The organism is Bradyrhizobium sp. 199 (genome assembly GCF_023073355.1).
Lineage (GTDB): Bacteria > Pseudomonadota > Alphaproteobacteria > Rhizobiales > Xanthobacteraceae > Bradyrhizobium.
In genome coordinates this window covers 174,794-186,537 of the sequence record NZ_JADPJI010000008.1, presented here as the reverse complement: position 1 = coordinate 186,537, position 11,744 = coordinate 174,794, and the positions used below count along the sequence as shown (strand labels likewise).

Here is an 11,744-nt window from a genome sequence, read left to right as displayed (position 1 = left end):
TTTTCACAAACGGAGCCATGCCATGCGATGGAATATCGCGGGCGCGTTTGAAATGTTGTTTGAATGGGGTGAGGATTGAGCGCGCCCATGCCATGTTCTCCGCTGTCATCGCCCGATTTAATCGGGCGATCCAGCATCCCAAACACGGCAGTGATTGCGCCGCACGGCCGCGGCGTACTGGATGCCCCCGTCAAGCCGGGGCACGACAGCAGTGACGTGGCTAGCTCGGCATCCGATGCATCGCGCAGATCTTGTTGCCGTCGAGGTCGCGCAAATAGGCGAGGTACAGCTTTCCGCCCGGGCCCTGACGCACGCCGGGTGGATCCTCGATCGATTTTGCGCCGGCCGCGACACCAGCCGCGTGCCAGGCATCGACCTGCTCCGGCGAGTTGGCGGCAAAGCCGATGGTGCCGCCATTCGCGCAGGTTGCCGCCTCGCCGTTGATCGGCTTCGATACCGAGAACACGCCTGTCTTGGTGATGTAGAAGATGCGGTGGCCGTCGACCCTGGCCGGCCGCACCTCGAGCGTGCTCAGCAGGTTGTCGTAGAATGATTTGGCCTTGTCGAGATCGTTGGTGCCGATCATCACGTGCGAGAACATTCGCCCATTCCCTTCTGCGCTTAAAATGAGGAGGCGTAGCGTGGGCAAAGCGCAGCGTGCCCACGGCGACATTGGACAATGCTTCTGGTGGGCAGGGTGCAAGAGCGCCACTGCCCACCCTACAGGAGATCAAAACGCCGTATAGCCGCCGTCGATCACGAACGTATCCGCCGTGTGGTACGACGACGCCTTGCTCATCAGATACACCGCGATGCCGCCGAAATCGCTTGGCTCGCCGAAGCGCCGCACCGGAATCCGCGGCATCACATTGGCGACGAACTTCTCGTTCGCCATGAGACCTGATGTCATGTCGCTCTTGATCCAGCCGGGCAGGATCGCATTGGCAGTGACCCCGTGGCGCGCCAGCTCGACGCCGAGCGCGCGCACCAGCGCGTTGATCGCGGCCTTGGTAGCGGCATAATGTTCGTTGCGCGCGGTGCCGAAGATCGAGGCCAGACTCGAGGTCGCCACCAGACGACCGAAGGGATCGCCGGCGTTGGCGCGATCGGTCATGTGGCGCGCGGCGGCCTGGAACGCGTGGAATACGCCGTCGAGATTGGTCGCGAACATCGTTCGCCATTCCTCCTCGGTGCGCTCGACGAAGGAGCGCCGGCCGCCGCCGCCGATACCGGCATTGGCGAAGCAACCGTCGACCCGGCCGAAAATGTCGAGCGTCGCCTTCATTGCGGCGGTGACAGAGGCTGGATCGGTGACGTCGCAGACGCGGGTGTCGACCTTGCCTGAAAGCCCTGCCATGCTCGCGGCAGCAGCCTTGTTCTTGTCGGCATTACGGCCCCAGATCGAGACGTTGCAGCCCTGGCCGGCGAGCGCCTGCGCGATGCCGAGCCCGATGCCGCCATTGCCGCCGGTGATCACGGCCGCGCGGCCGGTGAGGTCGAAAAGGTTCATGGCGCGTTTCCTGCTTTTGGCGAGTCTTCTTGGTCTGCGGCGCATCAGCCGCTGCGCGCAAGATTGCTTGCTATGCTCCGATCACCATGGACAAGACCGCGCCGAAAATCAAATATGCAGTCCGGCAAAAGCAATTCCGGCCTGCGAAACATCGCTAGGACCAACTCACGAGGAAACCATGCAGTTCAAACACGTCACGCTCGATTTCGATGGTTCGGTCGCGATCCTCAAGCTCGACCATCAGGAGGTGATGAACGCGGTCTCCGTGGACATGCTGGGCGGTCTCGCCGAAGCGCTCGACACGATCGAGGAGAAGAAGGACGAGGTGCGCTGCGTCGTCTTGACCGGCGCGGGGCGGGCGTTCTGCACGGGTGCAAATCTCCAGGGCCGCAACAACCAGTCGAAGAAGACCAAGGCCGGCCTGACGCTGGAGACCGGCTTTCATCCCTTCCTGCGTCGCATCCGCAATCTGCACTGCCCGATCGTGACCGCGGTCAACGGCCCGGCCGCGGGCGCCGGCATGAGCTTCGCGCTGCTTGGCGACATGATTTTATGCGCGCGTTCCTCTTACTTCCTTCAGGCCTTCCGTCGCATCGGCCTCGTGCCGGATTGCGGCTCGACCTGGCTGTTGCCGCGCCTCATCGGCCGGGCGCGTTCGATCGAATTGTCGCTGATGGGCGAGCGGCTGCCGGCCGAGAAGGCGCTGGAATGGGGCCTCGTCAACCGCGTCCACGATGACGGCGTGCTGATGGAGGAGGCGATGAAGCTCGCGCGCGATCTCGCCAGCGGGCCGACAATCGCGCTGTCGCTGATCCGCAAGCTCTACTGGGACAGCCCGGAAAATTCCTTCGAGGATCAGCTCAACCTCGAATTCCAGTGCCAGCTCCGTGCCGGCGACACCCAGGATTTCCGCGAGGGCGTCGGCGCGTTCCTGGAGAAGCGGCCCGCGCAGTTCAAAGGCAAATGATCGAGGCGGAGCTTTCGCGTAGCGTTCAGCGCTGGTGCAAGGGGGCGACCGGCGTCACCGGCGCGGCAAAACTGTCCGGCGGCGCCAGCCAGGAAACCTGGCGCTTCGATATCGTGCATCCCGGCGGGCCGATCGGCGCGATCCTGCGCCGCTCGCCGAAAGGCTATGGCGCGGCGCCAAGCCGCGCGGCAGGCCTTGGCGCTGAGGCGCAGCTGATGCAACGCGCCTTCGAGGCGGGATTGCCCTCGCCGCGCGTGATGCATGTGCTGGTGCCGGAGGATGACCTCGGCACTGGCTTCATCATGCAGCGGGTCGAAGGCGAGACCATCGCGCGCAAGATTCTTCGCGATGACGAATATGCGGCGGCGCGGCCGCAACTCGCGCGGCAGATCGGCGGCATTCTCGCTGGCCTGCATCGACTGCCAAAGGACAAGCTGCCGGAGCTGCGCAGCCGAGGGGCAACTCAGGAGATCGCCGAGTTCGAGCGCGATTATCGCAGCCTGAATTGGCCCAAGCCGGTGTTTGAGCTGGCGCTGCGCTGGCTGCGCGATCGCGATCCCGGCCCGTCGGGCGAGACCACGCTGGTGCACGGCGATTTCCGCAACGGTAATCTCATCATCGGCGCCGACGGCGTGCGCGCCGTGCTCGACTGGGAACTCGCCCATCTCGGCGACCCAATGGAGGATCTCGGCTGGGTCTGCGTCAATTCCTGGCGTTTCGGCGAGATCGACAAGCCGGTCGGCGGATTTGGCTCGCGTGAGGAACTGTTCGCCGGCTATGAAGCCGTGGGGCGCAAGGTCGATCCGGCGCGCGTCAAATTCTGGGAAGTGATGGGCACGCTGCGCTGGGGCATCATGTGCGGCGGCATGATGCAACGATTCCGCGAGGGCCCCGACCATTCCATGGAGCGCGCCATGATCGGCCGCCGCGCCTCCGAGACCGAAATCGATCTGTTGCGGCTCGTGGCCCCGCGCGGGAGTTGACACATGCAGGACGAGCCGACCCCGGTCGAGCTGACCAAGTCAGTCGCCGACTTCCTCCGCAACGACATCACGCCGCTGATCTCCGGCCACGAGGCCTTCAAGCTGCGCGTCGCCATCAACATCCTCGACCTCGTGACGCGGCAGCTGACGCGGGAGGCGGGGAGTGATGCCAGGGAGGTGGAGCGCCTGCGTGCACTGCTTGGTATGGACGGCTCTGTCACCGAGCTCAATCTCGTGCTCGCCGAGCGAATAGCGAAAGGCGAGGTCGACCTCGCAACCCCGGGCCTCGCCGAGCATCTGTGGGCGACCACGATGGACAAGCTCGCAGTCGACCAGCCGAACTACGCGTCCTACAAGCGGGAGTTGGGGCCGGGCGGGTAGGCCTCTCCCCGTCATTGCGAGAAGCCCTTGCGACGAAGCAATCCAGACTACCTAATGCGGAGGCGATCTGGATTGCTTCGCTACGCTCGCAACGACGAGGAAACAGTCTACTTCCCTACCCATTTCGGCGGCCGCTTCTCCGAAAACGCCTTCGGTCCCTCGATGTAGTCCTGCGAGGCCACCATAGCCTTTACCGCGGGATACTCGCGCTGCTCGTCGATCGCCTGCTCCAGCGAGACGCCAAGCCCCTTCTGAGTCGCCTGCTTCGACGCCCGGATCGACATCGGCGAGTTCTTGCTGATCATCTCGGCCCAGCGCAGCGCGGCGGTGAGCGCTTCGCCCTGCGGCACCACCTCGTTGACGAAGCCGAGCTCGTGGCCCTCCTTGGCGCTGACATGGCGTGCGGTCAGGATCATGCCCATGGCGCGCTTGAGCCCGATCTGCCGCGGCAGCCGGTGCAGGCCGCCGGCGAGCGCGGCGAGGCCGACGCGCGGCTCGGGCAGGGCGAAGGTCGCGTTGTCCGAGGCGATGATGAGGTCGCAGGCGAGCGCGATCTCGAAGCCGCCGCCCATGGCGACGCCGTTCACGGCGGCGATGATCGGCTTGTCGCAGTCGAAGCGCGCGGTGAGGCCGGCAAAGCCGCCCTTGTCCCAGCCGCGCTTGCCGCCCGCCGCCTGCCACTTCAGATCGTTGCCGGCGCAGAACGCCTTGTCGCCCGCGCCGGTGACGATCGCGATCCACTGCTCGGGATCCGCGGAGAAATCGTCGAACACCTTTTGCAGCTCGAAATGCGCATCTGTATGCAGCGCGTTGTAGACCTCGGGGCGCGACAGCGTGACGATTGTGATCGGCCCTTTGCGTTCCACCTTGGAAAATTTCAGCTCCATCGCGCGCTCCCGCATTTTCTTGGGAAGGAATATTGCCGGCATAGTAGCGCGCCGCCCTGCTCGAGCACCATCGAATTGCGCTGGTGCGCCTTGCACGTCTGGCACGGCTCGCCTTGCTTGACTTGAATGCGCTCTTCTCCGCTTAATCATGCGAAGCAAGAACGCGCCTAGCGCCTTAACGCAAAACGATAAAATCATTCCGGGAGAGAACCCTTGGATTTCTCACTGCCTGCCGACCTCGTCGCCTATCTCGAAGAGCTCGACCGATTCATCGAACGCGAGATCAAGCCGCTCGAAGAAGCCGACGACAATATCCGCTTCTTCGATCATCGCCGCGAATGGGCGCGCACGGATTTCGAGAATGGCGGCCTGCCGCGGCACGAATGGGAGGCGCTGCTGCGCAAAGCCAAGGACCTCGCGGACGCCGCCGGCCACCTCCGCTTTCCGGTGCCGAAGCAGTATGGCGGCAAGGACGGCTCCAATCTCTGGATGGCGGTGATCCGCGAGCATTTTGCCGCGAAGGGTCTCGGCCTGCACAACGATCTTCAGAACGAGCATTCGGTCGTCGGCAATTTCCCCGTCGTCACCATGCTCGACCGCTACGGCCGCGACGACCAGAAGGCGATGATCGACGGCTCGATCAAGGGCAAGTATCGCATCACCTTTGGCCTCACCGAACCGCATCACGGCTCGGACGCCACCCACATGGAGACGCGCGCGGTGCCGGCGACCCGCGACAACGTCAAGGGCTGGATCATCAACGGCGAGAAGATGTGGACCACCGGCATGCACGTCGCCACCCACTGCGCGCTGTTCGCGCGCACTGGCGGTAATGACGGCGATGCCCGCGGCATCACCTGCTTCCTGGTGCCGGCCAAGAGCCATGGCGTCAAGATTGAAGAGTACATGTGGACCTTCAACATGCCGACCGACCATCCCCGCGTCAGTTTGACTGACGTGTTCGTGCCTGATGATGCGCTGTTCGGCGAGGTCGGTCGGGGCCTGTCGCTGGCGCAGTGTTTTGTGCATCAGAACCGTATCCGCCAGGCCGCAAGCTCGCTCGGCGCGGCGGTCTACTGCATCAACGAGAGTGTGAAATATGCGCGCGAGCGAAAGCCGTTCGGCCGGGCGCTCGCCGAGAACCAGGCGATCCAGTTTCCGCTGGTCGAACTCGCGACGCAGGCCGAGATGCTGCGCCTGCTGATCCGCAAGACCGCCTGGGAGATGGATCAGCTGACCGAGGAGCAGGTCGAGCGCACGCTCTCCGACCGCGTTTCCATGTGCAACTATTGGGCAAACCGGCTCTGCTGCGAATCCGCCGATCGCGCCATGCAGGTCCATGGCGGCATGGGCTATTCACGCCACAAGCCGTTCGAGCACATCTATCGCCACCACCGCCGCTACCGCATCACCGAAGGCAGCGAGGAGATCCAGATGCGGAAAGTGGCGGGGTTCCTGTTCGGCTATATGGGGCCGGGGAAGCACTAGACTGACGTTGCGAGGTAGTCTGGATTGCTTCGTCGCGAGGGCTCCTCGCAATGACGGCGGAGACAGGCGCGTGTCTGCCTCCACACCGTCACTGCGAGCGCAGCGAAACAATCCAGAGTCTTTCCGCTGAGAACAGTCTGGATTGCTTCTCGCTTCGCTCCTCGCAATGACGATCAATTCACCCGCCGGTCCTTCCCCGCCCAATACGGCTCCCTCAATTGCCGCCGCAAAATCTTCCCTGACGGATTCCTCGGCAGCGCCGGCAGGAACTCCACGCTCTTCGGCGCCTTGTAGCCGGCGATGCGCTCGCGGGTGAAGTTGATGATGTCGGTGGCGCTCGCCTCCTTGCCCGGCTTCATCACCACCATGGCCTTCACCGCCTCGCCCCATTTGTCATCGGGCACGCCGATCACGGCGGCCTCGGCGACGTCAGGGTGATCGCACAGCGCACTCTCGACCTCGGCGGGATAGATGTTCTCGCCGCCGGAGATGATCATGTCCTTGATGCGGTCGTGGATGTAGAGATAGCCGTCCTCGTCCATGTAGCCGGCATCGCCCGTGCGCAGCCAGCCGTCGCCGCGCAGCGTCGCGGCGGTCGCCTCAGGCAAATTCCAGTAGCCCGCCATGTTGGAGCCCGAGCGCGTCGCGATCTCGCCGACCTGGCGCGGCGGCAGCGGCTTGCCGTCGGCGCCCAAGATCGCGAGTTCGATGCCGGGTAGCGCCTTTCCGGCAGAGCGCATCCGCTCCAGCCCTTCGACGTGATCCTCCGGCGGCAACGCGACGATGGTGCCTGTCGTCTCGGTCATGCCGTACATCTGCACGAAGCCGCATTTGAAGACCTCGATGCACTCCTTCAGCAGCGCCGCCGGAATAGGCGAGGCGCCGTACAGCATGTATTTCAGCCGCGAGAAATCCACGGTCCTAGCGCGCGGCTGCCGCACCACGAACTGCATCGCCGCCGGCACCATGAACAGCTTTGTGATGCCGGACTGCTCGAAGAAATCCAGCACCTTGGTCGGGTCGAATTCGCGCGCGATCACGCCGCGGGCGCCGTGATAGAGGCCCATCACGCCCCAGCCGGAGCCGCCGATATGGAACACCGGCATGGCGACCAGCGACACGTCGTCGGTCGACCACCGGTTCCACTCCGGCTTGTCCTCGACATTGCCTGATTGCACCAGGTTCAGGAAGTTGGCATGCGACAGCATCGCGCCCTTCGGCTTGCCCGTGGTGCCGGAGGTGTAGAGCTGGATCGCGATGTCGCGGCTGTCGATCGGCATCTTCGGATCGTCGCCGCTCTGCGCATCGCGCCACGCCGCAAAATCCTGCCACTCCGGCGCGCCGCCCTCGGTGGTGATGATCGTGCGCACGCCCGGCAGCCGGTCCTTGATCTGGCGGACCTGGGTGATGAACTCCGGTCCTGCGAACAGCACGGGCGCCTTGCAATCTTCGACGATGAACGCGACCTCGGGTCCCGCCAGCCGCCAGTTCACCGGCGCCATCACGACGCCGGCCTTCATCGCGCCCATCAAGAGCTCGAAATAGAGGTCGCTGTTCTTGCCGAGATAGGCGATGCGCTCGCCGTGTCTCACGCCCATTGCGCGAAGCGCATTGGCGACGCGATTGGTCTTGGCGTCAAACTCGGCAAAGCTGGTGACGCGGCCTTCGAACTCAAAGGCGATCGCGTTGCCGCGGCTCGTCGCACGCTCGCGCACCATGTCGGCGAGATTCGCCAGTGGCTGTGTGGTCATGTTTCTCCCGCAGGCGTTTTCTTATGCCGCGAGTGTGGCGTCATCCGCGGGCAAAGACAATACGGGGGAGGGGAAACCATGCCTCGTGTCCCGGACGCGCTGCAGCGCTCCCCCGCGATGCGAAGCATCGTTCGGTGCGCTGCTGCGCAGAGCCGGGACCCATTCTCTCCACGTCTAAAGAGTGCTGGGCCCCGGCTCAGCAGTGCATCACGCCGCGCTGGATGATGCTCCGCACGGCCACGAGCGCGCTGCGCTGCGTCCGGGGCACGACATCACCCCCGCTTCGCCCGGTCCTTCTCGTTCTGCGCCATGATGCTCTCGCGCGCGGTCTTCCAGTCGTCGTCGCTCCAGTCGCGGAGCTGGTAGAAATTGCCGCCCATGGCCAGCGCCTGCGCGCCGTCCATTGCGATGGTCTCGCCGGAGATCCAGTCGCAGCCGCCGGAGATCAGGAACACCGCGACGTTCTGCAATTCCTCCATGGTGCCGACGCGGCCCATCGGGTTCATCGCCTTGGTTCGCGCGCCCGCCTCGTCACCGGGCTTGATGCGCTTGCTCATGCCCTCGGTCGGGATTTCGCCGGGCGCGATGGTGTTGAGCCGGATGCCGTAGCGGCCCCATTCGGCGGCGAGAGACATCGTCATCGCATGGATCGCCGACTTGCTCATCGCCGACGGCACCACGTAAGGCGAGCCGTTGCGCACCCACGTCGTGGTGATCGACACCACGTTGCCGGGCTGCTTCAACGCGATCCAGCGCTTGCCGATCGCCTGCGTCACGTAGAACGTGCCGTGCATGACGATGTTGGCGACGGCGTCGAAGCCGCGCGGCGACAGCTCCTCGCTGCGCGAGATGAAATTGCCGGCGGCATTGTTGATGAGGTCGGTCAGCGGCGCGTCGCGAAAGATGGTCTCCACCATCTCCTCGACCGCGAGCGCGTTGCGGATGTCGACGCCGTGGCTGGTGACGCGGCCGCCATACTCGGCCATCAGCTCGGTCGCGGTCTCGTCGCACACGATCTTGCGGCGGCCGCAGATGTGCACCTCGGCGCCGAGCTGGAGGAAGCGCGCCGCCATCGACCTGCCAAGACCCGTGCCGCCGCCGGTCACGAGGATGCGCCGTCCCGTCAGAAGATTTTCCTTGAACATGGCTGTTTCCCCTGTCGCGATTGTCGGTTAATTGATCGATTGACTAAATCCGGCCGCCGTCGTCCTGTAAAGCGGCACTGAACAAGAACAGGCAAGAACTTAGGGGAGAATTCGTCCATGGAAGAGCGCGTCTCGATCTCGATCTCGGAAGGCGTCGCCGACGTGCGCTTGGTGCGCGCGGACAAGATGAATGCGCTCGATCAGGCCATGTTCGAGGCCCTTGTTGCCGCAACCGAGCGGCTTTCGAAGGAAAAAGGCGTGCGCGTGGTCGTGCTGTCGGGCGAGGGCCGCGCCTTCTGCGCCGGACTCGACATGGGGCGTTTTGCCGCCATGAAGGAGAAGGGCGGCAACGGAATTCCGGGTGGCGAAAATCGCGATCTCACCAAGCGGACGCACGGCCAGGCCAACTTTGCGCAACAGGCGGTGTGGGGCTGGCGCCAGCTTCCGGTGCCTGTGATCGCGGCCGTGCACGGTGTCGCCTTCGGCGGCGGCTTCCAGCTCTCGCTCGGCGCCGACATGCGATTCCTCTCGGCGGACGCACGGATGTCGGTGATGGAGATCAAATGGGGCCTCATCCCCGATATGGCGGGCACGCCGATCCTGGCTTCGCTCGTGCGCGACGATATTTTGCGCGATCTCACCTACACCGGCCGCATTTTCTCGGCGCAGGAGGCGTTGGCTTACGGCCTCGCCACGCGCATCTGCGACGACCCGCGCGCCGCCGCCCTCGAAGCCGCGCGGGAGATCGCCGGCAAGAGCCCCGATGCGATCCGCGCGGCCAAGCGCCTGCTGAACAATCTCTCGGTCGATCCGGGCCCGGCACTGCTTGCGGAGTCGGTCGAGCAGCAGAAGCTGATCGGCAGTGCGAACCAGACCGAGGCGGTGCGATCGAATCTGGAGAAGCGCGCGGCGAAGTTTGCGGATTGATTGCTGTCGTTCCGGGGCGATGCGTAGCATCGAACTATGGTGCGCAATTGCGCACCTGAGAACCTCGAGATTCCGGGTCTGGTCCTTCGGACCATCCCGGAATGACAACATGACAACAAAGAAAAACAACAATGAGCGAAACCTCCCAATTTCTCGGCATCGTCTCCGGCGAGCGCGGTCGTTCTCACACTGAGGTCGCCGCTCGCGCCGACCGCATCGCCTCAGGGCTTGCCAAGCTCGGCGTCAAGCCAGGCGATTGCGTCTGCATGCTGATGCGCAACGACATTGCCTTCCTCGAAGCCGCCTACGCCGCCATGCGGCTCGGTGCCTATGGCGTGCCGATCAACTGGCATTTCAAGCCGGAGGAGATCAGCTATATCCTTGAGGATACCGGCACCTCAGTGCTGATCGGACATGCCGACATGCTGCATTCGTTGCGCGATACGATTCCGGAAGGCGTCACCGTGCTGAGCGTGCCGACGCCGCCGGAGATCCTGTCCAACTACAAGATCGATCCGGGCCATCTGACGACACCGGCTTTCGCTATCGATTTCGAATCCTGGCTCGCGCAATTCCACCCCTATGACGGCCCGGTCGTGCCGCAGCCGATGAACATGATCTACACCTCGGGCACCACGGGCCATCCCAAGGGCGTCCGCCGCAACGCGCCGACGCCGGAACAGCAGGCCGCCGGCGAGCGCATGCGCGCGATGATCTATGGTCTCAAGCCCGGCGCCCGAGCGATCCTGCCGGGACCGCTCTATCATTCCGCGCCGAACTCGTTCGGCATCCGCGCCGGCAAGCTCGGCGGTGCGCTGGTGCTGATGCCGCGCTTCGAGGCAGAAGAGTTCCTGGAGCTGATCGAGCGCTTTGAGATCGACACCATCTTCATGGTGCCGACCATGTTCATCCGCCTGATGAAGCTGCCGGAGGAGGTGCGTAGGAAATATGACGTCTCTTCGCTGCGCCACGTCATCCACGCCGCCGCGCCGTGTCCGGCGGAGGTCAAGCGCGCCATGATCGAGTGGTGGGGGCCGGTGATCTACGAATTCTACGGCTCGACCGAATCCAGCGCGGTCACCTTCGCCACCTCCGAAGACGCGCTGCGAAAGCCGGGCACGGTCGGCAAGATTTCGCCCGGCGCGGAGCTGCGCTTCCTCGGCGAAGACGGCCGCGTGCTGCCGGCCGGAGAGATCGGCGAGATCTATTCGCGCATGGCCGGGCTTGCCGATTTCACCTATCACAACAAGCCGGACAAGCGCGCCGAGATCGACCGCGACGGCTTCATCACCTCCGGCGATGTCGGCTACATCGACGAAGACGGTTATGTCTTCATCTGCGACCGCAAGCGAGACATGGTGATATCAGGGGGCGTCAACATCTATCCGGCCGAGATCGAGTCGGTGCTGCACGCGGTGCCCGGCGTGCATGATTGCGCCGTGTTCGGCATCCCCGACGCCGAGTTCGGAGAGGCGCTGATGGCGGTGGTGGAGCCGCAGCCGGGCATCACGCTGGAAGCCGCCAATGTTCGCGCCGCGCTGAAGGCGCATCTGGCCGATTACAAGGTGCCCAAGCACATCGAGATCCGCACCGGCCTGCCGCGCGAGGACTCCGGAAAAATCTTCAAACGCCGTCTGCGCGATCCCTATTGGGAGCAGGCGGGCCGGAAGATCTGAGGAGGTGCCGTAGTGCCGTAGGGTGGGCA

11 protein-coding genes are annotated in these 11,744 nt (G+C 64.4%); 6 read left to right on the top strand and 5 right to left on the bottom strand.

Going from position 1 to position 11,744, the window contains the following annotated elements; genetic code table 11:
• Positions 1-220: 220 nt before the first annotated feature.
• The gene (locus IVB28_RS23315) at positions 221-601 is read right to left on the bottom strand and encodes a VOC family protein (RefSeq protein ID WP_247529329.1); all 381 of its coding nucleotides are present in this window, start codon (positions 599-601) and stop codon (positions 221-223) included.
• A gap of 129 nt (positions 602-730) precedes the next feature.
• A complete protein-coding gene (locus IVB28_RS23310; RefSeq protein ID WP_247529328.1) occupies positions 731-1,510 on the bottom strand; it encodes an SDR family oxidoreductase in 780 nt (259 codons plus the stop codon).
• A 178-nt stretch (positions 1,511-1,688) separates the two neighbouring features.
• On the opposite strand from IVB28_RS23310, the gene IVB28_RS23305 reads away from it, so the two are divergent.
• The 3 genes from IVB28_RS23305 to IVB28_RS23295 are packed head-to-tail and all read left to right on the top strand — an operon-like array spanning position 1,689 to position 3,841.
• The gene (locus IVB28_RS23305) at positions 1,689-2,477 is read left to right on the top strand and encodes an enoyl-CoA hydratase/isomerase (RefSeq protein ID WP_247529327.1); all 789 of its coding nucleotides are present in this window, start codon (positions 1,689-1,691) and stop codon (positions 2,475-2,477) included.
• Entirely contained in the window at positions 2,474-3,460 is a 987-nt protein-coding gene (locus tag IVB28_RS23300; protein WP_247529326.1) for a phosphotransferase family protein, read from the top strand. Before IVB28_RS23305 ends, IVB28_RS23300 begins: the two co-directional genes overlap by 4 nt.
• Positions 3,461-3,463: 3 nt before the next feature.
• The gene (locus IVB28_RS23295; RefSeq protein ID WP_247529325.1) at positions 3,464-3,841 is read left to right on the top strand and encodes a DUF6285 domain-containing protein; all 378 of its coding nucleotides are present in this window, start codon (positions 3,464-3,466) and stop codon (positions 3,839-3,841) included.
• 107 nt (positions 3,842-3,948) lie between these two features.
• Here the strand turns inward: IVB28_RS23295 and IVB28_RS23290 are convergent, their stop codons facing one another.
• On the bottom strand, positions 3,949-4,728 hold the full coding sequence (locus IVB28_RS23290; protein WP_247529324.1) for an enoyl-CoA hydratase-related protein: 780 nt from the start codon (positions 4,726-4,728) through the stop codon (positions 3,949-3,951).
• A 213-nt stretch (positions 4,729-4,941) separates the two neighbouring features.
• On the opposite strand from IVB28_RS23290, the gene IVB28_RS23285 reads away from it, so the two are divergent.
• Complete coding sequence (locus IVB28_RS23285) at positions 4,942-6,216, top strand: acyl-CoA dehydrogenase family protein (RefSeq protein ID WP_247529323.1); 1,275 nt, start codon at positions 4,942-4,944, stop codon at positions 6,214-6,216.
• Between the two features lie 173 nt (positions 6,217-6,389).
• On the opposite strand, the gene IVB28_RS23280 is transcribed toward IVB28_RS23285, so the two are convergent.
• The gene (locus IVB28_RS23280; RefSeq protein ID WP_247529322.1) at positions 6,390-7,967 is read right to left on the bottom strand and encodes a fatty acid--CoA ligase; all 1,578 of its coding nucleotides are present in this window, start codon (positions 7,965-7,967) and stop codon (positions 6,390-6,392) included.
• A gap of 272 nt (positions 7,968-8,239) precedes the next feature.
• Positions 8,240-9,112, bottom strand: coding sequence for an SDR family oxidoreductase (locus IVB28_RS23275; protein ID WP_247529321.1), 873 nt, complete (start codon positions 9,110-9,112; stop codon positions 8,240-8,242).
• A 117-nt stretch (positions 9,113-9,229) separates the two neighbouring features.
• On the opposite strand from IVB28_RS23275, the gene IVB28_RS23270 reads away from it, so the two are divergent.
• Positions 9,230-10,039 carry a crotonase/enoyl-CoA hydratase family protein gene (locus IVB28_RS23270; protein ID WP_247529320.1) on the top strand — a complete coding sequence of 270 codons (810 nt, stop codon included), beginning with the start codon at positions 9,230-9,232 and terminating at the stop codon, positions 10,037-10,039.
• A gap of 131 nt (positions 10,040-10,170) precedes the next feature.
• On the top strand, positions 10,171-11,715 hold the full coding sequence (locus IVB28_RS23265) for an acyl-CoA synthetase (protein WP_247529319.1): 1,545 nt from the start codon (positions 10,171-10,173) through the stop codon (positions 11,713-11,715).
• Positions 11,716-11,744 lie beyond the last annotated feature (29 nt).

What these genes read in the sequence shown, in the direction of transcription:
- IVB28_RS23270 (WP_247529320.1), top strand. Translation starts at nt 9,230, where the DNA reads ATGGAAGAGCGCGTCTCGATCTCGATCTCGGAAGGCGTCGCCGACGTG.
- IVB28_RS23305 (WP_247529327.1), top strand. Translation starts at nt 1,689, where the DNA reads ATGCAGTTCAAACACGTCACGCTCGATTTCGATGGTTCGGTCGCGATC.
- IVB28_RS23280 (WP_247529322.1), bottom strand. Translation starts at nt 7,967, where the DNA reads ATGACCACACAGCCACTGGCGAATCTCGCCGACATGGTGCGCGAGCGT.
- IVB28_RS23310 (WP_247529328.1), bottom strand. Translation starts at nt 1,510, where the DNA reads ATGAACCTTTTCGACCTCACCGGCCGCGCGGCCGTGATCACCGGCGGC.
- IVB28_RS23295 (WP_247529325.1), top strand. Translation starts at nt 3,464, where the DNA reads ATGCAGGACGAGCCGACCCCGGTCGAGCTGACCAAGTCAGTCGCCGAC.
- IVB28_RS23275 (WP_247529321.1), bottom strand. Translation starts at nt 9,112, where the DNA reads ATGTTCAAGGAAAATCTTCTGACGGGACGGCGCATCCTCGTGACCGGC.
- IVB28_RS23315 (WP_247529329.1), bottom strand. Translation starts at nt 601, where the DNA reads ATGTTCTCGCACGTGATGATCGGCACCAACGATCTCGACAAGGCCAAA.
- IVB28_RS23265 (WP_247529319.1), top strand. Translation starts at nt 10,171, where the DNA reads ATGAGCGAAACCTCCCAATTTCTCGGCATCGTCTCCGGCGAGCGCGGT.
- IVB28_RS23290 (WP_247529324.1), bottom strand. Translation starts at nt 4,728, where the DNA reads ATGGAGCTGAAATTTTCCAAGGTGGAACGCAAAGGGCCGATCACAATC.
- IVB28_RS23300 (WP_247529326.1), top strand. Translation starts at nt 2,474, where the DNA reads ATGATCGAGGCGGAGCTTTCGCGTAGCGTTCAGCGCTGGTGCAAGGGG.